The sequence below is a fragment of the Burkholderia seminalis DSM 23518 genome (assembly GCF_902832885.1).
GTDB lineage: Bacteria > Pseudomonadota > Gammaproteobacteria > Burkholderiales > Burkholderiaceae > Burkholderia > Burkholderia seminalis.
The window spans coordinates 123,006-145,546 of the sequence record NZ_CADFDK010000012.1 but is presented as its reverse complement, the minus strand read 5'-3'; the positions used below and the strand labels follow the sequence as shown (position 1 = coordinate 145,546).

Here is a 22,541-nt window from a genome sequence, read left to right as displayed (position 1 = left end):
GGGCGCTCATGACAAGAAAGACCGGCTAGCCATGAATATCGAAACGTCGACGGACCCCAGCCTGGATGCAGGCCACTCCGGGCCCGACTATGCCCGCCGCAATCCGCTGGAAATCGGCGTGCAGCTGCGCAACCTCGTGAACCGCGGCGATTTCCTGACCGTCCAGTACCCGGGCGGCCAGCTCGTCACGCGCCTGCTCGAGGTCGACGTCGGTGCGCGGACGTTCACGTTCGACTGGGGTGCGCTGTCCGAGCAGAACGCCGGCATCCTCGGCGCGTCGCATTGCACGTTCGCGGCTTCGCCGGAGGGCGTGCGCGTCGAATTCACCACGGGCACGCCGCGCGAGACGCGCTTCGAGGGGCTGCCCGCGTTCGTCGCCGATTTCCCCGACGTGCTGGTCTGCATCCAGCGCCGCGAATATTTCCGCGTCGACGCGCCGATCGTCGATCCGTTCCTGTGCCGCGGCAAGCTGCCGGACGGCGAGAGCTTCCTGTTCGAGGTGCATAACCTGTCGCTCGGCGGCGTGGGGCTGCGCACGGCCGACGAACGCGTCGAGGCGCTCGAGGTCGGCACGCTGCTGCCGGACGTCGAGCTCGAGCTGACCGGCCACGGCAAGCTGTCGCTCGACCTGCAGCTGGTGTCGCAGCGCTCGACGCAGATGCCGAACGGGTCGCGGCGCTACCAGCTCGGCTTTCGCTACATGTCGCTGCCGGGCAGCGCGGAAAACACGCTGCAACGGCTGATCACGCAGCTCGAAATGAAGCGCCGCTCGCTCGCGCGGGCCTGACGCGCCCGCGGCCGCCGGCCTTGCCCGGCGCGCCCCGCGACCCGCCGCCGGCCCTGCCCGCCGGACGCTTCGACCGGCGACGCGCACGCGCGCGTCGCGCGTGCATTTTTTCCTCAATTTTTTCGATCGGCGGCCGTTATACCGGGAGTCACGCAACCCGGCGGCCGCAGCGCGGCCGGCTCATCAGGATCGCGCATGTCCAACACACTCATGAACCTCGGCGTCAGCGGCCTGAATGCCGCGCTCTGGGGCCTCACGACGACCGGCAACAACATCAGCAACGCCGCGACGCCCGGCTATTCGGTCGAGCGGCCGGTCTATGCCGAAACGAGCGGCCAGTACACGGGCAGCGGCTACATGCCGCAAGGCGTGAGCACCGTCACCGTGCAGCGCCAGTACAGCCAGTACCTGAGCGACCAGCTGAACACCGCGCAGACGCAGGGCGGCGCGCTGTCGACGTGGTACACGCTCGTCGCGCAGCTGAACAACTACATCGGCAGCCCGACGGCGGGGATCTCGACCGGGATCACGAGCTACTTCACCGGGCTGCAGAACGTCGCGAACAACGCGTCCGACCCGTCGGTGCGCCAGACCGCGATCAGCAACGCGCAGACGCTGGCCAACCAGATCAACGCGGCCGGCCAGCAGTACGACGCGCTGCGCCAGAGCGTGAACACGCAGCTCACCAGCACCGTGTCGCAGATCAACACGTACACCGCGCAGATCGCGCAGCTGAACCAGCAGATCGCGGCGGCGAGCAGCCAGGGGCAGCCGCCGAACCAGCTGATGGACCAGCGCGACCTCGCGGTGTCGAACCTGTCGGGCCTCGCCGGCATCCAGGTCGTGCGCAACGACAGCGGCTACAGCGTGTTCCTGTCGGGCGGCCAGCCGCTCGTCGTCGCCGACAAGAGCTACCAGCTCGCGGCCGTCACGTCGTCGTCCGATCCGAGCGAGCTGACCGTCGTGTCGCAGGGGATCGCCGGCGCGAACCCGCAGGGGCCGAACCAGGCGCTGCCCGATTCGTCGCTGTCGGGCGGCACGCTCGGCGGCCTGCTCGCGTTCCGCAGCCAGACGCTCGATCCCGCGCAGGCCCAGCTCGGCGCGATCGCGACCAGCTTCGCCGCGCAGGTCAACGCGCAGAATGCGCTCGGCATCGACCTGTCGGGCAACCCGGGCGGCAACCTGTTCACGATGCCGTCGCCGACCGTGTACTCGAACCAGGGCAATACCGGCAACGCGTCGTTGTCCGTGTCGTTCGCGAACGCGTCGCAGCCGACGACGAGCGACTACACGCTCTCGTTCGACGGCACGAACTACACGCTGACCGACCGCGCGAGCGGCGCGGTGGTCGACCAGAAGGCGGGGCCGATGCCGGTCTCGCTCGGCGGGCTGAATTTCTCGACCCCGTCCGGCACGATGAACGCCGGCGACAAGTTCACCGTGCTGCCGACGCGCGGCGCGTTGAACGGCTTCGGCCTCGCGACGACGAGCGCGTCGGCGATCGCGGCCGCGTCGCCGGCCGTCACGTCGGCGGCGAGCACCAACACCGGCACCGGCAAGATCACGCTCGGCGGCGTGACCGCGGGCTACCAGGTGCCGACGACCAAGCTGACCTACGACGCGACGGCGAAGACGCTGACGGGCTTCCCGGTCGGCACCACGGTGACGATCGGCACCACGCCGCCGACGTCGGTCACGATCAACAACCCGACGGACACCGTGCCGTACGACCCGGCGGCCGGCGCGACGCTGACGATGTCGGGGACGGCCGCGGGCGCGCTCAACGGCGTGAGCGTCACGCTGTCCGGCGCACCGGCGACCGGCGACTCGTTCACGATCGGGCCGTACGCGGGCGGCACCAGCGACGGCTCCAACGCGCTCGCGCTGTCGAAGCTGGTCAACGCGAAGGCGCTCGGCAACGGCACGACGACACTCACGGGCGCATATGCGAGCTACGTGAACGGCATTGGCAACACGACGACCCAGCTGAAATCGTCGAGCGCCGCGCAGACCGGGCTGATCGGCCAGATCACCGAGGCGCAGCAGTCGGTGTCGGGCGTGAACCAGAACGAGGAAGCGGCCAACCTGATGCAGTACCAGCAGCTCTACCAGGCGAACGCGAAGGTGATCCAGACGGCGGCGACGCTGTTCCAGACCGTGCTCGGCCTGTTCAACTGACCGGATTCGAGGAATAGAAGCGATGCGGATTTCCAGCGCCCAGTTCTTCCAGCTGAACGTTTCCCAAATGAACGATCAGCAGGCCCAGCTCGCGCAGCTGTATCAGCAGATCTCGAGCGGCGTGAGCCTGCAGACGGCGGCCGACAACCCGGCCGGCGCGGCGCAGGCCGTGCAGCTGTCGATGACGTCGGCGACGCTGTCGCAGTACGCGACCAACCAGAACACCGCGCTCGCGTCGCTGCAGGCCGAGGACCAGACGCTGCAGAGCGTGAGCAGCGTGCTGACGAGCGCGCAGACGCTGCTCGTGCGCGCCGGCGACGGTTCGTTGTCCGACAGCGACCGCTCGGCGCTCGCGACGCAGCTGCAGGGTTACCGCGACCAGTTGATGACGCTCGCGAACACCAACGACGGCGCGGGCAACTACCTGTTCGCCGGCACGAAGAATTCGGCGGCGCCGTTTTCGACGACGCCGAGCGGCAGCGTCACCTATGTCGGCGACACGGGGACGCGCCAGGTGCAGATCGCCGATTCGAGCACCGTGGCGCAGGGCGACACGGGCGCGGCCGTCTTCATGTCGGTGCCGGCGATCGGCAGCTCGCCGGTGCCGTCGGCCGGCGCGGGCAACACGGGCACCGGCACGATCGGCGCGGTCACGGTGACGAATCCGTCGATCGCGACGAACGGCCATCAGTTCTCGATCACGTTCGGCGGCACGGCCGCCGCGCCGACCTACACGGTGACCGACAATTCGGCCAGCCCGCCGACCACCACGCCGGCGCAGGCCTATTCGGCGGGCTCGGCGATCTCGCTCGGCGGCGGGATGACGGTGGCCGTATCGGGCACGCCGGCCGCCGGCGACACGTTCGCGGTCTCGCCCGCGCCGCAGGCGAGCGGCGGCTCCGACGTGTTCTCGACGCTCGACGCGATGATCTCGGCGCTGAAGACGCCCGTGACGGCGAATGCGGTGGCGGGCGCGGCGCTGAAGAATGCGCTGATGACCGGCTCGACCAAGCTCGGCAACACGATGCGCAACGTCACGACGATCCAGGCATCGGTCGGCGGCCGCGAGCAGGAAGTCAAGGCGATGCAGGCCGTCAACCAGACGGCGTCGCTGCAGACGACCAGCAACCTGTCGGACCTGACCAGCACCAACATGGTCACGACGATCAGCCAGTACCTGCAGGTGCAGAACGCGCTGACCGGCGCGCAGAAGGCCTACGTGCAACTGCAGAACATGTCGCTGTTCCAGTACATCAACCCCTGATGCACCGCGCGCCGGCGGCGATGTGAGCGCACGCTTACGTCCGCGCCGGCGCCCTCCGCCGCCCGCGTGCCCCGCGCGGGCGGCCGCTTCGCCGGGCCGCGCGGCCGCGCACCGGTCCGCGCAGGCGGGACACTACGTCACACGCCCGTCAGCCGCGCGTGCCGGCGCGCTTGCCAGCCCCATCTCCGCTCCGTAAACTCGCGCCAGATTCCAGACCGGCGCATCCCAGGCAGCCGGCGACCGACAGGAGCCCTTTCCCCATGTCCGATTCCTACTTCCCGCGCTGGCGGGTCCAATCGACCGGCGCGGCATCGCGCGTGGTCGGCCCCGACGAACGCCTGGCGTGGCCGCAGATGATCGCGATGGGCGTGCAGCACGTGGTCGCGATGTTCGGCTCGACCGTGCTCGCGCCGCTGCTGATGGGCTTCGACCCGAATCTGTGCATCTTCATGTCGGGCATCGGCACGCTGCTGTTCTTCGTGCTGGTCGGCGGCCGCGTGCCGAGCTACCTCGGCTCGAGCTTCGCGTTCATCGGCCTCGTGATCGCGGTGACGGGCTACGGCGGCAGCGGCCCGAACCCGAACATTCCGGTCGCGCTCGGCGGGATCGTCGCGTGCGGCGTCGTCTACGTCGCGCTTGGCGCGCTGGTGCAGGCGATCGGCACGCGCTGGATCGAGACGCTGATGCCGCCGGTCGTGACCGGCGCGGTGGTCGCGGTGATCGGGCTGAACCTCGCGCCGATCGCGGTCAAGGGCGTCTCGGCGTCGACCTTCGATTCGGTGATGGCGCTCGTCACGGTGCTGTGCGTCGGCGGCGTCGCGGTGTTCGCGCGCGGGATGATGCAGCGCCTGCTGATCCTCGTCGGGCTCGCGATTGCCTACGCGATCCATGCGATCGCGACCAACGGGATGGGCCTCGGCAAGCCGATCGACTTCTCGATCGTCGGGCAGGCCGCGTGGTTCGGCGTGCCGGCCTTCCGCGCCCCGGTGTTCGACCCGCACGCGATGCTGATGCTCGCGCCGATCGCGGTGATCCTCGTCGCCGAGAACCTCGGCCACATCAAGGCCGTCAGCGCGATGACGGGGCATAACCTCGACCGCTACGTCGGCCGCGCGTTCATCGGCGACGGCCTCGCGACGATCGTGTCGGGCAGCGTCGGCGGCACGGGCGTCACGACGTACGCGGAGAACATCGGCGTGATGGCCGTCACGCGGATCTACTCGACGCTGGTGTTCGCGCTCGCCGCCCTGATCGCGATCGGGCTCGGCTTCTCGCCGAAATTCGGCGCGGTGATCCAGACGATCCCGGGCCCCGTGCTCGGCGGCGTGTCGATCGTCGTGTTCGGGCTGATCGCGGTGACGGGCGCGCGGATCTGGGTCGTCAACAAGGTCGACTTTTCCGACAACCGCAACCTGATCGTCGCGGCCGTCACGCTCGTGCTCGGCGCCGGCGACTTCTCGCTGAAGTTCGGCGGCTTCGGCCTCGGCGGGATCGGCACCGCGACGTTCGGCGCGATCATCCTGTACGCGATCCTGCGCAAGGAAAAGGAACCGGGCCCGGTGGTCTGACCGGGGACGGGCGGCGCGCTGCCGCCCGCCGGCGCGCCTTCACGCGCCGGTATTCGACTGCGCCTGCAGCCACGCGCAGAACTGCGCGACGAGCGGATCGTCGGCCGGCGCGTGCGGCGTGATCCACCAGTAGCTGCGCGTCGCGATGCGCGGCCCGGCCAGCGGCATCACGAGCCGTCCGCTCGCGAGCTCGTCGTCGATCAGCGGCAGCGGGCCGAGCGCGACGCCGAGCCCGTCGACGGCGGCCTGCAGCGCCAGGTAGAAGTGGTCGAACGACTGCCGCTTGCGCCCCTTCATCGTCACGCCGGCCGCCGCGAACCAGTCGCGCCAGCCTTCCGGCCGCGTATCCGAATGCAGCAGCACGTGCCGCGCGAGATCGTCCGCGCGGGTAATCGGCGCGCGCCTGAGCAGCGCCGGGCTGCAGACCGGGATCACGCTTTCGTCGAGGAAGTGGCCGCTCGTGCAGGTCGGCCAGTGGCCGGGGCCGCGGCGGATCGCGACATCGAAGCCGTTCAGCGTGTCGAGCGGCGCATTCGACGTCGACAGCTTCAGCTCGACGTTCGGCACGTCGCGCTGGAACCGCGACAGGCGCGGCAGCAGCCATTTCATCGCGAAGGTCGGCAGCGCGTTGATGCGCAGCACGCGCGCCGCGCCGGTATGGCGCAACTGCTCGGTCGCGTGCGCGATGCTGTCGAACGCCGCCCGCACGGTGTCCAGGTAGCGGCGGCCTTCGTCGGTGAGCTTCACGCGCTTGCCGTAGCGGTGGAACACCGGCTTGCCGAGCCACGCCTCGAATCCGGCGATCTGCCGGCTGATGGCACCATGGGTCACATGCAGCTCGTCGCCGGCGGCGCTGAAGCTTTCATGTCGTGCCGCGGCTTCAAAGGCCCGAAGCGCGGAAAAGGGCGGGAGATCGCGTGCCATGCTTGTGATTCTAGATCACAAGGGCGCACCGATAAAATCGTTTTGCCATCCTCCCGAACGGCGGTAACCTCGGTTCACCGTTTAGTGAGGAGCACCATGCAATCCGTTTCCCCGCCGTCCGCCGCGACGCCCCACCGCGTCGGCCTCGCCGAGCTGTTCACCGGTTTCCTGTCGCTCGGCCTGATGTCGTTCGGCGGCGCGTTGCCGTTCGCGCGGCGCACCATCGTCGACGAGCGCAAGTGGCTCTCCGCCGACGAATTCACCGATCTGCTCGGCCTGTGCCAGTTCCTGCCGGGCGGCAACGTGATCAACCTGTCGGTCGCGGTCGGCATGCGCTTTCGCGGCGTTGCCGGCGCGTTCGCCGGCATTCTCGGGCTGATCGCGGGCCCGACGCTCGTCGTCGTCGCGCTCGGCGTGCTGTACGCGAAGACGCAGAACGATCCGAACGTGCAGCACCTGTTCGCGGGGCTCGCGGCCGCGGCCGCCGGGCTGCTCGTCGCGATGGCCGTGAAGGTCGCGAAGCCGCTGCTGCGGGCGCCGCGCACGGCGGCCGCGATCGCGGCGCTGGCGTTCGTCGCGATCGCGGTGGTGCGCCTGCCGCTGCTGACCACGATGCTCGTGCTGACGCCCGTCAGCGTGTGGCTCGCGTCGCGCCGCCGCGACGCGGGCACGCCACAGCCGGCGCCGGCCGCCGCGCGGGGCACGCACGATTCGCAGGGCACACCCGACTCGCAACCGGAGCGCCGGCCATGAACGACACGCTGATCGCCATCGCGACGATCTTCAGCCAGTTGTCGCTGCTCGCATTCGGCGGCGGCAACACGATCCTGCCGGAGATGCAGCGGCAGGTCGTCGACGTGCATCACTGGATGAGCGCGCACGAGTTCACCGCGCTGTTCGCGCTGGCCCAGGCGGCGCCCGGGCCGAACATGATGATCGTGTCGCTGGTCGGCTGGCACGTGGCCGGCTGGGCGGGGCTGCTGGTCGCGTCGCTCGCGAAGTTCGGGCCGTCGTCGATCGTCACCGTGCTCGCGCTGCATGCGTGGGAGCGCTTTCGCGACCGGCCGTGGCGCCGCTACGTGCAGCAGGGGATGATGCCCGTCACGGCCGGGCTCGTCGCGGCGAGCGCGCTGCTGATCTCCGAGGCGTCGAACCGCACGGCGATCCAGTGGGGCATCACGGCCGCGTGCGCAGTGCTGGCGTGGCGCACGCGCATCCATCCGCTGTGGCTGCTCGCCGGCGGCGCGCTGATCGGCCTCACGGGCATCGGGCAGTGAGCGGCCCGCGGCCGGCCGGCTAGCGCGACGCCGGCAGGTCGCCGTTCACGAGGCCGAGCAGCCGGCCGCGCGCGCTGCCGACGTCGTCCGTCACCGCCGGCCAGTCGACCACGAAACCCGCGTCGAGCGCGTCGCGCATGATCGCGCCGTAATCGGCCTTGCCGACCTTGCCGCCGCGCAACGCGTCGGCCACCTCGTGCTTCAGCTTCGGTGTGAACGACGGATAGGCGGCCACCCGCGCCGCGTACTGGCGCGCATCGATCTCGCCCGATTCGCGGTTGAACGCCCGGACGGCCACCAGCACGATCGCGGCGAACGGGATCACGGTATGGCGCAGGAAGAACTTCGCGAGTGTCATTCGAAGGGTCGGTGAAGCGGCGCGGGGCGGCGCTCGGGGTGCAGTCGTGGCGCGATCGGAGCCGGTCGGCCCGGTATACTCGGCCGGTCTTCCGGCGACGCAACCCGCCCGGTCGCGAGGCTCCGGCGCGCGGCGATGCGCGCCGGGAATCGGCCCCCCGACGGCCAGCATCATATTGGCGCGCGGCACGCGGGCGAGGCCCGGCCGCTCGGCGCCGGCGGCGTTCGCGCCGGCCGGCAGGACTGAATTTCGCACCGCCCGCCGCGCATGGCCGGGCGGCGCACCACGGGAGGATCGATGGATCTCGACGGCGCCAGCCGCAATCTCACCGTCGCCGCATTGCTCACGCTGTCCGGCGGCTACCTCGACGCGTACACGTACGTCGGCCACGGCCACGTGTTCGCGAACACGATGACCGGCAACGTCGCGCTGCTCGGCATCAACCTGTCGGCCGGCGAATGGGCCGCCGCGCTGCATCACGTGCCGCCGCTCGTCGGCTTCGTGATCGCGGTGTTCGTCGCGCACCTGCTCGGCCTTGCCGCGCAGCGCGGCTGGATGCGGCACACGGCGTTCACGAGCCTGCTCGTCGAGATCGCGTTTCTCGGCATCGCCGCGAGCGGGCTCGTCGGCGCGTCGAGCGCGTGGCTGATTCCGGGCATCTCGTTCGTCGCGACGCTGCAGACGCTGTCGTTCACCCATCTCGAGGAACTGTCGTACACGTCGGTGATGACGACCGGCAACCTGCGGCGCGCCGCGCAGAAGCTGTTCGTCGGGCTGATCCCGCGCTACGACGCGGGCGCGCTGCACGACTCGGCGCTGCTCGCGACGATCAGCTTCTGCTTCCTGGCCGGCGCGGTGGCCGGCGGCCTCGTGACGCGGCTCATGCCGGACCTCGCGCTGTGGGGCGCGGTGCTGCTGCTCGTCGGCGCGTTCGCGGAAATCGTGCGGCGCGCGTGGCGCCGGCATACGGCCGACGGCGGGCCGGCGGCGGCGTGACCCCGTACACGGCGCACGCTTGCGTGCGCCGATCCGTTCCGGGGCGCCTGTCGCGCGATCCTGACAAACCCGACGCACCGTAAACTCGCGGCCGGTTGCCGCCGCGCGACGCTCGCCGCCCGCCGGACAAGCATCACGCCCGTAACGTTGTGCGCGGGCGACAGTTCCGCGATTACCGCGCATTTCAATTTCTTTCAGCGATTGCACTCGTCATATGATTCAGGCCACATCGCGCGCGCCAAAAACGCGAGCGATCGCCACCCGGCTGCGCACGCGGCCGGCCATGAATGGAGACTCCAACAAACAGGAAAGCTCATGAAGCAGACCACCCGACTCGCAGCCATCGCAGGGGGCGCCGCGCTCGCATTTGCCAGCCAGTACGCGGCCGCGCAAAGCTCGGTCACGCTCTGGGGCGTCGCCGACGCCAGCATCCGTTACCTGACCAACGCCAACGCCAAGAACGACGGCCTGCTGTCGATGACCAACGGCGCGATCACGAACAGCCGCTTCGGCATCTACGGCACGGAAGACCTCGGCGGCGGCCTGAAGGCCGTGTTCAACCTCGAAAGCGGCGTGAACCTGCAGAACGGCGCATTCGCCGACAGCGGCCGCCTGTTCAACCGCGCAGCGTACGTCGGCCTGCAGAGCCCGTACGGCACGGTGACCCTCGGCCGCCAGAAGACGCCGCTGTTCGATCTGCTGTCGGACACCTACGATCCGCTCACGGTCGGCAACTACCTCGAAAACGCATGGCTGCCGGTGGCACTCGGCGGCGGCCTGTATGCGGACAACCAGATCAAGTACACCGGCAAGTTCGACGGCCTGACCGCGAAGGCGATGTACTCGACGGGCACCAACTACGAATCGACCGGCGCCGGCGGCTTCTCGGGCCAGATTCCGGGCTCGCTCGGCAAGGGCAATGCGTGGGGCGTGTCGCTGTCGTACGTGATGGGGCCGCTCAGCATCGCGGCCGGCGCGCAGCAGAACAGCGACAACTCGGCACGCAAGCAGACGATCTACCACGCGAACGTCGTGTATGCGTTCAGCAAGGCGAAGATCTACGCGGGCTACCTGCGTTCGAAGGACGACACCGGCTTCGTCGACAGCCTGCTGGCGCAGCAGACGATTCCGGTCGCGAAGGGCACGGGCCGGATCGACGACGGTCCGTTCGCGGGCGTGAGCTGGCAGGTCAGCGCACCGCTGACGCTGACGGGCGCGTTCTACTACGACCACATGCGCAATGCGATGACCACGAACGGCACGCTCGCGAGCGGCAACCGCTATGCGATCGTCGGCATCGCCGAGTACGCGCTGAGCAAGCGCACCGAAGTCTACGGCACCGTCGACTTCAACAAGACGAACGGCGCGGCGAACGTCGAGCTGCCGGGGCGCAGCAACCAGACGGGCATCGCGATCGGCCTGCGCAATATCTTCTGACGAACGTCGGAACGCATGCGCCGGCATTCGCCCGGCGCGCATCGAAGAGGCGCCGCGAGGCGCCTCTTTTTTTTCGATCCGCGACCTTCATACGCGCGCACGACTATTCGGTAATCGCTCCATTGCCGAAGTCCCGCGCCGTAAGCGATCCGTCGGCATTCCAGAACATACTTTTACAGTACGCGCGCAGGCTTTCCGCTACGCTGCGTGCATCGCCCGTTGCGTGCCGTCAGGCCCGCGCGTGCGTCGTTCCGGTGGCGCGCGTCGAGCGCGGCCGGCCAGGTGCGTAACTTGTGTATCCGGCGATGACAATCGCGGTCTGCCGGTTTTTTTCGTGGGACGATGCGCTCACGATTTTCTTGAAGGGGATGACGATGGGTATCCTGAACACCGTGGGTGAAATCGCCGGCGCAATCGCAGCCGTGGAAGGCGCGGAGAAGCTTGATCCGGATGCGGGCCTGCTGACCAAGGCGGCCGCGGCCGTGGCCGGCTTCAAGGGCGCCGAAGCGATCGAAGGCATGCTCGAGAAGAAGGAAGAGCAGCCGCAGCAGGCAGACGACACGCAGGCGACGGACGGCGGCGACACGTCGCAGGCATGAGCATGGCGGCCGGTCCGGCCGCGGGCGCGCCCCTCGCGCGCCCGGGCGGACCGGTGCCGCGCGGCCGGCGGGTCGGGCATGCGGTCGATCGGTGACGCATGGCACACCCGGCAGCCGGTTTGATCGGCGAGAGGCCACGTCTCTCGCCGCTTTTTATTGGGCGCGCGCCCGGCGCCGCGCGCCGCACGCATCCCCGAATCTTGCTATCGTCCGTTCATCCGAACTGCGATGAGGCAATGCGATGGATTTCGACTACGACCTGTTCGTCATTGGCGCCGGCTCCGGCGGCGTGAGGCTCGCGCGGATGTCCGCGTCATATGGCGCACGCGTCGGCATAGCGGAAGAAGAGCAGATCGGCGGCACCTGCGTGCTGCGCGGCTGCATCCCGAAGAAGCTGCTCGTCTACGCATCGCACTATCCGCATGAAGTCGAGGACGCGAAGGGCTTCGGCTGGACCTTCGGCGCCGGCACGCTCGACTGGCCCGCGCTGATCGCCGCGAAGGATCGCGAGATCAACCGGCTCAGCGGCATCTACATCAACCTGCTGACGCAGTCGGGTGTCGACATGCACGCGGGCCGCGCGACGCTCGTCGATGCACATACCGTCGCGATCGGCGGCCGCACGCTCCGCGCGCGCCACATCGCGATCGCGACCGGCTCGCGTCCGTCGTTGCCGCCGCGTCCCGGTATCGAGCACGCGATCACGTCGCGCGAGGCGCTGTCGCTCCCGGCGCTGCCCGCGCGCATCGCGGTGGTCGGCGGCGGGTATATCGCGGTCGAGTTCGCGGGCATCTTCAACGGCTTCGGCAGCCAGGTCGACCTGTTCTATCGCGGCGAGAAGATCCTGCGCGGCTTCGACGACGACGTGCGCCAGTTCCTGACCGACGAGATGACGAAGCAGGGCGTCGCGATCCACGCGCGCGCGGTGGTCGAGTCGATCGAACGCGCGGACGACGGCACGTTGAGCGTGCGCGTCGGCGATGCATGGCACGGGCCGTACGACCAGGTGCTCTATGCGACCGGCCGCGTGCCGAACGTCGACGGGCTCGGGCTCGAGCAGGCGGGCGTGATGCTCGACGCGCGCGGCGCGATCGCCGTCGATGCGTATTCGGCGACATCGGTGCCGTCGATCCACGCGATCGGCGACGTCACGTCGCGGCCGCAGCTCACGCCGGTCGCGACGCGCGACGGCGGGCTGCTCGCGCGCACGCTGTTCGGCGGGTCGCGCGTCGCGGCCGATCATGCCTGCGTGCCGTCGGCCGTCTTCAGTCAGCCCGAAGTCGCGACGGTCGGTCTGACCGAGGCCGATGCGCGTCACGCGCACGGCGAGGTCGACGTCTACCGCACGTCGTTCAAGGCGCTGCGCCATACGCTGTCGGGGCGCGACGAGCGCACGATGATGAAGCTCGTCGTCGCGCGCGACAGCCAGCGCGTGGTCGGCGCACACATGGTCGGCCGCGACGCGGGCGAGATCATCCAGGGCATCGCGATCGCGATTCGCGCGGGCGCGACGAAGGCGCAGTTCGACGACACGATCGGCATTCACCCGACCGCGGCGGAGGAATTCGTGACGATGCGGCAGAAGGTGGCCGAGTAGCGGGCCCGGCGCGCATTCATACCGGCGCGTGGGCACCGGCGGCGTTCGCGCGCAGCCGTTCGTCGCGGGCGCGCATGCCGCTCAATGCACGCCGAACGCGTCGAGCAGCCGGTACCAGCTCATCGCGAGCACCAGCGCCGGCGTGCGCAGCGCTTCGCCGCCGGGGAAGTCGCGATGCCGGATCTTGTCGAACAGGTCGAAGCGGCTCGCCTGTCCGTCGATCGCTTCGGCGATCAGCTTGCCCGCGAGCGCGGTCGTGTTGACGCCGTGCCCCGAAAACCCCTGCGCGAAGTACATCGTCGGCGCGATGCGGCCGAAGTGCGGCGCGCGGTTCATCGTGATGTCGACGAAGCCGCCCCACGCGTAGTCGACCTTCACGTCCGCGAGCTGCGGGAACGTCTTCAGCATGTCCGCACGCATCGCCGCGGCGAGGTCGCGCGGTTCCCGCGTCGAATAGCTGACCTTGCCGCCCCACACGAGCCGCGTGTCGGGCGCCGGCCGGAAATAGTCGAGCACGAAGCGGCTGTCGCAGATCGCCGCGCGGGCGGGCATCAGCGCGGCGGCGCGCGCTTCGCCGAGCGGCTCGGTCGCGATCACGTAGGTGCCGACCGGCATGATCTTCCTCGCCAGCGCGGGCGCGAGCGTGCCGACGTAGGTGTTGCACGCGAGCACGACGAAGCGCGCGCGCACGTTGCCGCCGCGCGTCTCGACGACGTGGCCGCCCGCTACGTCGCGCACGCGCGTCACGCAACTGTCCTCGTGGATGCGCACGCCCGCGCCGGTCGCCGCCCGCGCGAGGCCGAGCGTGTAGTTGAGCGGATGCAGGTGGCCGCTGTCGGGGTCGTACAGCCCGCCGCAATAGCGGGCCGACTGCACGTAGTCGCCGAGTTCGTCGGCTTCGACGAAGTGGAAGCGGTCGTAGCCGAAGCGTTTCGCGGCGTCGTCGCGCCAGCGCTTGAGCGAATCGGCGTCGCGCTCGGTGTTCGCGGCGGTCAGGTAGCCGGGCACCAGCGCGCAGTCGATGTCGTGCTGCGCGATACGCGACTTCACGAGCGACAGCGTTTCGAGCCCCATGTCCCAGATGCGCTTCACGTCGCTTTCCGGCATGAACTGGCCGAACGTGTCGATGTCGCACGCAAAGCCGCCGATCAGCTGGCCGCCGTTGCGGCCGCTCGCCGCCCATCCGACCCGCGACGCTTCGAGCACGGCCACCGAATGGCCGCGCTCGGCGAGGTTGAGCGCGGCGGAGAGGCCCGTGAGGCCCGCGCCGATCACGCACACGTCGGCGTCGATCGTGCCGGCGAGCGGCGGGTGGCGGGTCGTATCGTTGGCGGTTGCCGCGTAGTACGACGCGACGTGCGGCTGGTTGGCGAAGGTCTGCATGATCGGGAGTACGGAGAAAAGGAGTTCAGAACAGCTCGCGCACGCGGTGGTACAGCATCCCGAGTTCGAGCGCGGGTTGCCGCCATGCGTCGCCGCCGGGAAAGCGCCGGTGACGCAAGCGTGCGAACAGGTCGAACGCTTGCGTGTCGCCCGCGATCGCGCCGGCGATCGCGCGTCCGGCGATGCCGGTGAGCGCGACGCCGTGGCCGCTGAAGCCCTGGACGTAGAAGAAGTTCGGATCGAGTGCGCCGAAGTCCGGCGCGCGGTTGCGCGTGACGTCGACGAAGCCGCCCCACGCGTGGTCGACGCGTACGTCGCCGAGCTGCGGGAACACGCCGACCATGCGCTGCCGGATCGCTTCGGCGAGCGCCGCGGGCGATGCGCCGGCCGAGTTCGCGCGGCCGCCGAACAGCATCCGGTGGTCGGCCGACAGCCGGAAGTAGTCGAGGAAGAAATTGTTGTCGCACACGGCTTCGCGGCGGGCGATCAGCGCGTCGGCGCGCGTCTGCCCGAGCGGCTCGGTCGCGATGATGTACGACGCGATCGGCGCGATGCGGGCGGCGGTCGCGGCCGGGAGAATGCCGCCGGGCCCCGCGTTGCAGCACGCCACGACGAAGCGGCAGCGCACCTCGCCCGACGGCGTGCGCACGACGGGCCGCGCACCGCGCACGATGTCGAGCGCCGGCGTGTGCGCATGCAGCGCGATGCCTTCGCGGCGCGCCGCGTCGGCGAGGCCGAGGCAGTACTTGAGCGGATGCAGGTGGCCCGACAGCGGATCGTGCACGCCGGCCAGGTAGCGTGTCGATGCGATGCGTGCGCGGATCTCGCCGGTATCGAGCCATGCGAGCGACGGATGGCCCCATCGCGACGTCGCGGCTTCCATCCACGCGCGCAGGTCGTCGATACGGCGCGGTTTCGTCGCGACCGTCAGGTAGCCGCGCGTGAAGTCGCAGTCGATCCCGTAGCGCGCGATCCGTTCGGCGATCAGCGCGACGCCGTCGAGCGACAGCGACCACGCGGCACGCGCGCCGTCGGCGCCGAGCTGCCGCTCGATCACCTCGTCCTTCGCGAAGCCCGTGATCGCCTGGCCGCCGTTGCGGCCCGACGCGCCCCAGCCGGGCCGGTGCGCATCGATCACGGCGACGGACAGCCCGCGCGCGCGGCAATCGAGCGCCGTCGACAGGCCCGCGAAGCCGGCGCCGATCACGCACACGTCGACGTCGATCGCGTCCTCGAGCACCGGATCGTCCGCCACCGGGCGTGCGACCGTTGCTTCGTAGTACGAGTCGCGCGCGAGCGCATCCGCGCGGCGGGTGAAAGACTGCGTCATCAAAACGTCTCCTTCGAAAAGGCGGCAAGCGGCGCGCAGCCACCCCTGAAAACGGCACGGGACGCCGTGCGCGCGGCACGGCGTCCCGCGTGTGCTGCGTCAGAACGAATAGATGAACTGCGTGGCGAGCAGGTCGTTGGACTTGCCGTACGAGCCGTCGTTGCGCAGGAACACCTTGTTGTTCGCCCAGTCGTGCCGGTATTCGACCTTCACGGTGATCTGCTGGGTCGGATAGAACAGCAGGTCGAGCGCGACGTCCTGGCGTACCGCCCCCTTGCACTCGAAGCCGAGGCCGCCGCCGGCCTTCGACTGCGCGAGGCAGTCCGCGTCGACGCCGAAGCCGTTGCTCGGATCCATCCCGTTGCCGTTCAGCGCGATGCCGCCGCCGCCGCCGCCGTTCTTCGAGTTGGCGAGCAGGTCGTAGCGCAGCGTCACGCCCATGCGGCCGACCACCGGCGCGTTGAACTTGCGGTGCGCGAGCAGCGACAGGCCGTACCACTGCGCGAGCCCGCCGTTGAACGCCGCGTGCTGCTGCCGGCCGTAGTCGACTTCCGCGTTGTACTGAATATCGGCGAGCGTGTAGGTCGCGTCGAGTTCGCCGAAGAAGAACGAACCGTATGCGCTCGGTGCCGCCCCGCCCGGGCCGTAGTGGACGACACCGTTGTCATCGATCGCGCTCGACAGCGTCTGCCGCCCGATGTTGAACGAACCGCCGATATCGAGCGCGCTCGACCACGTGTAGTCCGCGCGCGCGGTGAAGGTCGGCACCTTGTTGCTGGTGGTGATCGGATCGCCGAGCGCATTGGTGCCCGTCTGCGTGACCGAACCGTACGTGCGGTACTGCTCGTTGCCGAGGAAGAACTTCCACGCCCAGTTGCCCTTCGTGTAGTTCGCGCCGACACCGACGTAGCTGCCCGGATCGGAGAAATCGTACAGCAGGTTGTGCGTGAGCGTGAGCATCTGGTTCGACTGCTGCACCTCGTAGCCGCCGAAGCTCGGGATCAGGCCGGCGACCAGTGTCGTCGTGGCGGTGATCGGCACGTTGACGACCGCCGTGTTCAGCAGGTTGTCGGTGATCGAGCCGCGCGAGTTCTGCAGCAGCGTGATGCCGTTGCCGCGGTTCGGCATCAGCGTGATCTCGGCCGACGGCGCCATCGGGCCGACGCCGAACGTCTTCTTGATGTCGAGGTAGAGATCGCCGAACGTGCTGTTGAAGTAGTTGTACGCGTTCTCGTGGTTCGCGAACAGGAACGACGACGTGCCGGCCGCGCGGTTGTAGATGTAGGTCGGGTCGATGTAGCCCGTGACCGACAGACCGGCCAGCGGGCCCGTGTTGGCCGCGTCGGTCAGCGAATCGACCTTCAGCTGCTGGTTCGCGATCTGCTGCTTCATTTCGCTGACCTCGTCGTTGGTCAGCGTGGCCTGTGCCTTGCCGTAATCCGGCGAGCCCGGATCGGCGGCCACCGCGACGACCTTGCCGCCGCCGCCCGTGCCGGCGCCTGCACCCGCGCCGGCAGTCGCGACCGCCGTGCCGCCCGGCTTCGCGGCGAGCTGCGCCTGCATCGCCTTCATCTGTTTCTGCAGTGCCGCGACCTGCGCCTGCAGCGCCTTGATCTCGGCGGATGTGGAACCGGCCAGCGCGATGCCCGGCAACGCGCCGGCCACCAGCAGGCAGATCAGTTTCTTCTTCATTGCGGATTCTCCTTGTCGTGCGCCTGTCAAATCGGGATCGAATCGCGCGCCCCCCCTGGGGCAGCGCGTCTTGCTTGTCTGCCGTGCTTGTTATCCTCGAAGCGGGTGGGCCGTCATGCCGCCGCGAACGCCGCCCTCAGGTCGGCCATGCGGCGCCGCTCGCGGGCGATCATCATCCGGTTCACGACGATCACGCCGATCGTCACGGCCGTGATGAACAGCGTCGCCAGCGCATTCATCTCCGGGTTCAGCCCCAGCCGCACGCGCGAGAACACCACCAGCGGCAGCGTCGTCGAGCCCGGCCCGGACAGGAACGCCGACAGCACCAGGTCGTCGATCGACAGCGTGAACGACAGCAGCCAGCCCGACAGCAGCGCCTGCGAGATCAGCGGCAGCGTCACCACGAAGAACACCTTCAGCGGCGTTGCCCCGAGATCGAGCGCCGCTTCTTCCAGCGACTTGTTCATCTCCTTCACGCGCGACTGCACGATGATCGCCACGTACGACACGCACAGCATCACGTGACCGATCCAGATCGTCAGCATCCCGCGGCCCTTCGGCCAGCCGAACATCTGCTCCAGCGCCACGAACAGCAGCAGCAGCGAGATGCCCTGGATCACTTCCGGAATCACCAGCGGCGCGTTGATCATCCCCGTGTACAGCGTGAAGCCCTTGAAGCGGCCGAAGCGCGCGAGCACGAAGCCCGCCCACGTGCCGATCACGACCGACGCGGTCGCCGTCAGGAGGCCGATCTTCAGCGACAGCCACGCGGCCGTCAGCAGCTCGTCGTCCTCCAGCAGCGCCGCGTACCACTTCAGCGAGAAGCCCGACCACACCGTCACCAGCTTCGACTCGTTGAACGAGTACACGATCAGGCTGATGATCGGGATGTACAGGAACAGGAAGCCGAAGGCGAGGACGCCCGTCGACAGCGGTTTGCTCGGCTTGATCATTTCGCTTCCTCCAGTTCCTTGACCTGGTAGTACTGGAACAGCGCCATCGGCACCAGCAACAGCAGCACCATCGCGACCGTCACCGCGGACGCCATCGGCCAGTCCATGTTGTTGAAGAATTCATCCCACATCACGCGGCCGATCATCAGCGTGTCGGCGCCGCCGAGCAGCTCCGGAATCACGTACTCGCCCACCGCCGGGATGAACACCAGCAGGCTGCCGGCGATGATCCCGTTCTTCGACAGCGGCAGCGTGATCCGCGTGAACGCGACCCACGGCTTCGCGCCCAGGTCGTATGCGGCTTCGAGCAGCGTCAGGTCCATCTTCACGAGGTGCGCGTACAGCGGCATCACCATGAACGGCAGGTACGAATAGACCATCCCGATGTAGACGCCCGCGTCGCTGTGGTACAGCCGCAGCGGCGTGTGGATGATGCCGAGCGCGATCAGCGTGTGGTTCAGGAGGCCGTCGTCCTTCAGGATCCCGATCCACGCGTACACGCGGATCAGGAACGACGTCCAGAACGGCAGCATCACGGCCATCATCAGCACGTTGCGGCGGTTCGGCTCCGAGCGCGCGATGTAGTACGCCATCGGGTACCCGATCAGCAGGCACAGCACCGTCGACACGGCGGCCATCTTCAGCGAGCTGAGGTAGGTCGCGATATACAGGTCGTCCTGCAGCAGGAACGCGTAGTGCGACAGCTGCAGCGCGAAGTGCACGACGCCGTCCTTGATCTCGACGAGCGACGTGTACGGCGGAATGCCCATCACCTGGTCGGCGAAGCTGATCTTCAGCACCAGCACGAACGGCAGCGCGAAGAACACCGCGAGCCACAGGAACGGCACGCCGATCGCGACGCTGCGGCCCGACGGCAGGAAGCGCGACAGCGCGGCGAAGCGGCCCGGGCGCGAGCGGCCGGCGGCCGTGCTCGAGGCGCCGGCCGACACCGGCGTGGAAGGCGTGGAAGCAGAGGTTCTCATCGCGTCGCCCTCATTGCGTCAGCACGACGCCGCTGGCCGGCGACCACGACACGAACACGTCGTCGTTCCACGCCGGCGCGTTGTCGTTCATCAGGTGCGAGCTCGACAGGTTCGACACGACCGTCTTGCCGCTCGGCAAGCGCACGTGGTACAGCGAGTAGCTGCCCATGTACGCGATGTCGGTCACGACGCCGCGCGCCCAGTTGTGCTTCGAGCCCGGCTTCTCGCGCGATACGTGGATGCGCTCCGGGCGCACCGAGATGCCGACCGGCATGCCGAGCGGGCCCGTGACGCCGTGGCTCACGTACATGCGCGCCTCGAGGTCGTCGCTCTCGACGAAGATGTGATCGGGTTCGTCCTCGACGACGCGGCCCTCGAACAGGTTGGTCGAGCCGATGAATTCGGCCGAGAAGCGGCTGTTCGGGAACTCGTACACCTCGCCCGGCGCGCCGATCTGCACGATCTTGCCTTCGCTCATCACCGCGAGGCGGCTGGCCATCGTCATCGCCTCTTCCTGGTCGTGCGTGACCATCACGCAGGTCACGTCGACCTTCTCGATGATGTTCACGAGTTCGAGCTGGGTCTTCTGGCGAATCTTCTTGTCGAGCGCGGACATCGGCTCGTCGAGCAGCAGCAGCTTCGGGCGCTTGACCAGCGAGCGGGCCAGCGCGACGCGCTGCTGCTGGCCGCCGGAGAGCTGGTGCGGCTTGCGCTGCGCGTACTTGCCCATCTGCACGAGCGCGAGCGCATCGGCCACGCGCTCCTTGATCTCGTTTTTCGGCGTGCCTTCCTGCTTCAGGCCGAACGCGACGTTCGATTCGACCGTCATGTGCGGAAACAGCGCGTACGACTGGAACATCATGTTGACCGGGCGGCGGTACGGCGGCAGCGACGCGAGGTCCTCGCCGTCGACGAAGATCTTGCCGGAGGTCGCCGTTTCCAGCCCGGCGAGCATGCGCAGCAGCGTCGACTTGCCGCAGCCCGAGCTGCCGAGCAGTGCGAACAATTCGTTCTTCGCGATCGTCAGGTTCACGTTGTCGACGGCCGTGCTGTCGCCGAACTTCTTCACGACGTTTTCGATGCGCACGAACGCGTCGTTTTGCGGACGGGCCGCGGCGGCCGGTTGGGTCTGTCGTGCAGCAGCGGAAGAGGGTATCGATTGCATGGGAGTCACCATTCGTTCTTCACGGATTGCAGGCGTGAGCGTCCCCGCACGAGGCGCGCAACGCGACTCGCGGACAACGGCTCGTGCCGGATGGAACAGTGCGCGCGGCGCGCGCGGGCGGACGGAAGTCCGCGAATCTCAGGCGGGCAGGCGTGATGCGATGCCTGCGCCGCCGTAATGCATGACGATCAGTGGCCCGTCTTCAGCTGGGCCCACAGACGGTTCTCGAGGCGCAGGATGTCGGCCGGCATCGGCTTCATCAGCACCATCTTCTTCAGCACGTCTTCCGGCGGGTAGACGGTCGGGTCCTGCGCGACGGCCGGCGTGACGAACTGGTGCGCCGCCTTGTTCGCGGTCGGGTAGAACACCGTGTTGGTGATCGCCGCGTTGACCTTCGGATCGGACACGTAGTTGATCCACTTCAGTGCGGCCTCGGGGTGCGGCGCATCCTTCGGGATCACCATCACGTCGAACCACAGCAGGCCGCCTTCCTTCGGGTTCGAGAACTTGATGTCGTACGAACGCTTCGCTTCCGCCGAACGGCGGTGCGCGATGCCGACGTCGCCCGACCAGCCGAGCACGACGCACACGTCGTTGTTCGCGAGGTCGTTGATGTAGCCGGACGAGTTGAACTGGGTGATGTACGGGCGGACTTTCTTCAGGACTTCGAATGCGGCCTGGTAGTCGCCGGGGTTCGTGCTGTTCGGGTTCTTGCCCATGTATTGCAGCGTGGCGGCGAACACGTCGACGGCCTGGTCGAGGAACGACACGCCGCAGCTCTTCAGCTTTTCCATGTTGGCCGGGTCGAACACCAGCGCCCAGCTGTCGACCGGCGCCTTGTCGCCGAGCGCCTTCTTCACCGCTTGCGCGTTGTAGCCGATGCCGTCCGTGCCGTAGGCCCAGGGCACGCCGTACTGGTTGCCCGGATCGGCGTCGGCAATCATCTTCATCAGCAGCGGGTCGAGGTTCGCGAGGTTCGGAATCTTCGACTTGTCGAGCTTCTGGTACACGCCGGCCTGGATCTGCTTGGCCATGTAGTTCGACGTCGGCACGACGATGTCGTAGCCCGAGCTGCCGGCCAGCAGCTTCGCCTGAAGCGTGTCGTCGCTGTCGTAGTTGTCGTACTTGACGTGGATGCCCGTCTGCTTCTGGAAGTTCGGGATCGTGTCCGGTGCGATGTAGTCGGACCAGTTGTAGACATTCAGCTCGTCGGCACGCGCCGTCGGGCTGGCGACCGACGTGAACGCGGCCGCGGCGGCAAGGGCGGCAACAGAACAGGCTTGGCGAAGAAAGCTGGCACGCATGGTGGAATTCCCCTGGTTATGGCGGCGTGCGGCGCCCGCCGCACGCCTGTAGGCAAAGCCGTTACGAAATACCCAGTTGCTGGGCGGTTGCATCGACGGCTTTCTTCGCCTTCGACACGAGTTCATCGATTTCCTGGCGCGTGATCACGAGCGGCGGCGACAGCAGCATCCGGTCGCCGGTCGCGCGCATGATCAGGTTGCCGTTGAAGCAGAAGTCGCGGCAGATCGTGCCGACGTCGCCGCCGTTCGCGAAGCGGCGGCGATCGGCCGGCGATTCGGCGAGCTGGAGGCTCGCGACGAGGCCGTGACCATGCACCTCGCCGACGATCGGGTGACGCGCGAAGGTCTCGCGCATCAGCGCCTGGAAGTACGGGCCCGTGTCGGTCTTCACGCGCTCGACGATGCCTTCGTCGCGCAGCAGCTTCAGGTTCGCGACCGCGACGGCCGCCGCGACCGGATGGCCCGAGTACGTGAGGCCGTGATTGAATTCGCCGTTGTCGATGATCGGCCGCGCCACGCGCTCGTGAATGCCGACCGCCCCCATCGGCACATAACCCGACGTGAGGCCCTTGGCCATCGTGATCAGGTCCGGCTCGAAGCCGAAGTGCTGATGCGCGAACCATTCGCCGGTGCGCCCGAAGCCGCCGATCACCTCGTCGGCGACGAGCAGGATGTCGTACTTGCGACAGATCCGCTGGATTTCCGGCCAGTACGTCGACGGCGGGAAGATCACGCCGCCCGCGCCC

20 protein-coding genes are annotated in these 22,541 nt (G+C 68.5%); 10 read left to right on the top strand and 10 right to left on the bottom strand.

The window, feature by feature from the left end; translation table 11 throughout:
• Nucleotides 1-31: 31 nt before the first annotated feature.
• The 4 genes from HWX00_RS28805 to HWX00_RS28790 all read left to right on the top strand — a co-directional run bounded on the left by HWX00_RS28805 (nt 32) and on the right by HWX00_RS28790 (nt 5,797).
• On the top strand, nt 32-787 hold the full coding sequence (locus HWX00_RS28805; protein ID WP_034190316.1) for a flagellar brake protein: 756 nt from the start codon (nt 32-34) through the stop codon (nt 785-787).
• Between the two features lie 195 nt (nt 788-982).
• Nucleotides 983-2,965 carry a flagellar hook-associated protein FlgK gene (gene flgK / locus HWX00_RS28800; protein ID WP_059561552.1) on the top strand — a complete coding sequence of 661 codons (1,983 nt, stop codon included), beginning with the start codon at nt 983-985 and terminating at the stop codon, nt 2,963-2,965.
• Nucleotides 2,966-2,987: 22 nt separating this feature from the next.
• Nucleotides 2,988-4,229 (top strand): flagellar hook-associated protein FlgL, encoded by a 1,242-nt coding sequence (gene flgL / locus HWX00_RS28795; RefSeq protein ID WP_034190318.1) that lies wholly within the window; start codon nt 2,988-2,990, stop codon nt 4,227-4,229.
• 260 nt (nt 4,230-4,489) lie between these two features.
• Entirely contained in the window at nt 4,490-5,797 is a 1,308-nt protein-coding gene (locus tag HWX00_RS28790) for a solute carrier family 23 protein (protein WP_049031340.1), read from the top strand.
• 39 nt (nt 5,798-5,836) lie between these two features.
• Here the strand turns inward: HWX00_RS28790 and HWX00_RS28785 are convergent, their stop codons facing one another.
• Nucleotides 5,837-6,721, bottom strand: coding sequence for a transcriptional regulator GcvA (locus HWX00_RS28785; protein WP_059561555.1), 885 nt, complete (start codon nt 6,719-6,721; stop codon nt 5,837-5,839).
• Between the two features lie 96 nt (nt 6,722-6,817).
• Between HWX00_RS28785 and HWX00_RS28780 the strand changes: the two genes are divergently transcribed.
• Together HWX00_RS28780 and HWX00_RS28775 are read left to right on the top strand one after the other, a co-directional pair.
• Nucleotides 6,818-7,474 (top strand): chromate transporter, encoded by a 657-nt coding sequence (locus HWX00_RS28780; protein ID WP_175028861.1) that lies wholly within the window; start codon nt 6,818-6,820, stop codon nt 7,472-7,474.
• The gene (locus HWX00_RS28775; protein ID WP_034190322.1) at nt 7,471-7,998 is read left to right on the top strand and encodes a chromate transporter; all 528 of its coding nucleotides are present in this window, start codon (nt 7,471-7,473) and stop codon (nt 7,996-7,998) included. Before HWX00_RS28780 ends, HWX00_RS28775 begins: the two co-directional genes overlap by 4 nt.
• A gap of 19 nt (nt 7,999-8,017) precedes the next feature.
• On the opposite strand, the gene HWX00_RS28770 is transcribed toward HWX00_RS28775, so the two are convergent.
• On the bottom strand, nt 8,018-8,356 hold the full coding sequence (locus tag HWX00_RS28770; protein ID WP_069707070.1) for a hypothetical protein: 339 nt from the start codon (nt 8,354-8,356) through the stop codon (nt 8,018-8,020).
• 297 nt (nt 8,357-8,653) lie between these two features.
• Between HWX00_RS28770 and HWX00_RS28765 the strand changes: the two genes are divergently transcribed.
• The 4 genes from HWX00_RS28765 (at nt 8,654) to gor (ending at nt 12,985) form a co-directional block, all read left to right on the top strand.
• Nucleotides 8,654-9,352 (top strand): YoaK family protein, encoded by a 699-nt coding sequence (locus tag HWX00_RS28765; protein ID WP_059561563.1) that lies wholly within the window; start codon nt 8,654-8,656, stop codon nt 9,350-9,352.
• Nucleotides 9,353-9,667: 315 nt separating this feature from the next.
• A complete protein-coding gene (locus HWX00_RS28760) occupies nt 9,668-10,789 on the top strand; it encodes a porin (protein WP_034190325.1) in 1,122 nt (373 codons plus the stop codon).
• Nucleotides 10,790-11,163: 374 nt separating this feature from the next.
• Nucleotides 11,164-11,388, top strand: a complete 225-nt coding sequence (locus tag HWX00_RS28755; protein WP_124610200.1) for a hypothetical protein — start codon at nt 11,164-11,166, stop codon at nt 11,386-11,388.
• 241 nt (nt 11,389-11,629) lie between these two features.
• On the top strand, nt 11,630-12,985 hold the full coding sequence (gene gor / locus HWX00_RS28750) for a glutathione-disulfide reductase (RefSeq protein ID WP_175028862.1): 1,356 nt from the start codon (nt 11,630-11,632) through the stop codon (nt 12,983-12,985).
• An 81-nt stretch (nt 12,986-13,066) separates the two neighbouring features.
• On the opposite strand, the gene HWX00_RS28745 is transcribed toward gor, so the two are convergent.
• The 8 genes from HWX00_RS28745 to HWX00_RS28710 all read right to left on the bottom strand — a co-directional run.
• Nucleotides 13,067-14,368, bottom strand: coding sequence for an NAD(P)/FAD-dependent oxidoreductase (locus HWX00_RS28745; protein WP_034190327.1), 1,302 nt, complete (start codon nt 14,366-14,368; stop codon nt 13,067-13,069).
• A gap of 25 nt (nt 14,369-14,393) precedes the next feature.
• Nucleotides 14,394-15,698, bottom strand: coding sequence for an NAD(P)/FAD-dependent oxidoreductase (locus HWX00_RS28740; RefSeq protein WP_175028863.1), 1,305 nt, complete (start codon nt 15,696-15,698; stop codon nt 14,394-14,396).
• Between the two features lie 99 nt (nt 15,699-15,797).
• The gene (locus HWX00_RS28735; RefSeq protein ID WP_034190329.1) at nt 15,798-17,390 is read right to left on the bottom strand and encodes a DUF3138 family protein; all 1,593 of its coding nucleotides are present in this window, start codon (nt 17,388-17,390) and stop codon (nt 15,798-15,800) included.
• A 113-nt stretch (nt 17,391-17,503) separates the two neighbouring features.
• The gene (locus tag HWX00_RS28730; RefSeq protein ID WP_175028864.1) at nt 17,504-18,343 is read right to left on the bottom strand and encodes an ABC transporter permease subunit; all 840 of its coding nucleotides are present in this window, start codon (nt 18,341-18,343) and stop codon (nt 17,504-17,506) included.
• The gene (locus tag HWX00_RS28725; protein ID WP_175028865.1) at nt 18,340-19,326 is read right to left on the bottom strand and encodes an ABC transporter permease subunit; all 987 of its coding nucleotides are present in this window, start codon (nt 19,324-19,326) and stop codon (nt 18,340-18,342) included. The genes HWX00_RS28730 and HWX00_RS28725 overlap by 4 nt, the downstream gene beginning before the upstream one ends.
• A 10-nt stretch (nt 19,327-19,336) precedes the next feature.
• On the bottom strand, nt 19,337-20,491 hold the full coding sequence (locus HWX00_RS28720; RefSeq protein ID WP_034190332.1) for an ABC transporter ATP-binding protein: 1,155 nt from the start codon (nt 20,489-20,491) through the stop codon (nt 19,337-19,339).
• Between the two features lie 188 nt (nt 20,492-20,679).
• On the bottom strand, nt 20,680-21,795 hold the full coding sequence (locus tag HWX00_RS28715; RefSeq protein WP_034190333.1) for a polyamine ABC transporter substrate-binding protein: 1,116 nt from the start codon (nt 21,793-21,795) through the stop codon (nt 20,680-20,682).
• A 61-nt stretch (nt 21,796-21,856) separates the two neighbouring features.
• Nucleotides 21,857-22,541: aminotransferase class III-fold pyridoxal phosphate-dependent enzyme (locus tag HWX00_RS28710; protein WP_175868163.1), on the bottom strand; the 685-nt coding region annotated here is incomplete at its 5' end.

What these genes read in the sequence shown, in the direction of transcription:
- HWX00_RS28805 (WP_034190316.1), top strand. Translation starts at nt 32, where the DNA reads ATGAATATCGAAACGTCGACGGACCCCAGCCTGGATGCAGGCCACTCC.
- flgK (WP_059561552.1), top strand. Translation starts at nt 983, where the DNA reads ATGTCCAACACACTCATGAACCTCGGCGTCAGCGGCCTGAATGCCGCG.
- flgL (WP_034190318.1), top strand. Translation starts at nt 2,988, where the DNA reads ATGCGGATTTCCAGCGCCCAGTTCTTCCAGCTGAACGTTTCCCAAATG.
- HWX00_RS28790 (WP_049031340.1), top strand. Translation starts at nt 4,490, where the DNA reads ATGTCCGATTCCTACTTCCCGCGCTGGCGGGTCCAATCGACCGGCGCG.
- HWX00_RS28785 (WP_059561555.1), bottom strand. Translation starts at nt 6,721, where the DNA reads ATGGCACGCGATCTCCCGCCCTTTTCCGCGCTTCGGGCCTTTGAAGCC.
- HWX00_RS28780 (WP_175028861.1), top strand. Translation starts at nt 6,818, where the DNA reads ATGCAATCCGTTTCCCCGCCGTCCGCCGCGACGCCCCACCGCGTCGGC.
- HWX00_RS28775 (WP_034190322.1), top strand. Translation starts at nt 7,471, where the DNA reads ATGAACGACACGCTGATCGCCATCGCGACGATCTTCAGCCAGTTGTCG.
- HWX00_RS28770 (WP_069707070.1), bottom strand. Translation starts at nt 8,356, where the DNA reads ATGACACTCGCGAAGTTCTTCCTGCGCCATACCGTGATCCCGTTCGCC.
- HWX00_RS28765 (WP_059561563.1), top strand. Translation starts at nt 8,654, where the DNA reads ATGGATCTCGACGGCGCCAGCCGCAATCTCACCGTCGCCGCATTGCTC.
- HWX00_RS28760 (WP_034190325.1), top strand. Translation starts at nt 9,668, where the DNA reads ATGAAGCAGACCACCCGACTCGCAGCCATCGCAGGGGGCGCCGCGCTC.
- HWX00_RS28755 (WP_124610200.1), top strand. Translation starts at nt 11,164, where the DNA reads ATGGGTATCCTGAACACCGTGGGTGAAATCGCCGGCGCAATCGCAGCC.
- gor (WP_175028862.1), top strand. Translation starts at nt 11,630, where the DNA reads ATGGATTTCGACTACGACCTGTTCGTCATTGGCGCCGGCTCCGGCGGC.
- HWX00_RS28745 (WP_034190327.1), bottom strand. Translation starts at nt 14,368, where the DNA reads ATGCAGACCTTCGCCAACCAGCCGCACGTCGCGTCGTACTACGCGGCA.
- HWX00_RS28740 (WP_175028863.1), bottom strand. Translation starts at nt 15,698, where the DNA reads ATGACGCAGTCTTTCACCCGCCGCGCGGATGCGCTCGCGCGCGACTCG.
- HWX00_RS28735 (WP_034190329.1), bottom strand. Translation starts at nt 17,390, where the DNA reads ATGAAGAAGAAACTGATCTGCCTGCTGGTGGCCGGCGCGTTGCCGGGC.
- HWX00_RS28730 (WP_175028864.1), bottom strand. Translation starts at nt 18,343, where the DNA reads ATGATCAAGCCGAGCAAACCGCTGTCGACGGGCGTCCTCGCCTTCGGC.
- HWX00_RS28725 (WP_175028865.1), bottom strand. Translation starts at nt 19,326, where the DNA reads ATGAGAACCTCTGCTTCCACGCCTTCCACGCCGGTGTCGGCCGGCGCC.
- HWX00_RS28720 (WP_034190332.1), bottom strand. Translation starts at nt 20,491, where the DNA reads ATGCAATCGATACCCTCTTCCGCTGCTGCACGACAGACCCAACCGGCC.
- HWX00_RS28715 (WP_034190333.1), bottom strand. Translation starts at nt 21,795, where the DNA reads ATGCGTGCCAGCTTTCTTCGCCAAGCCTGTTCTGTTGCCGCCCTTGCC.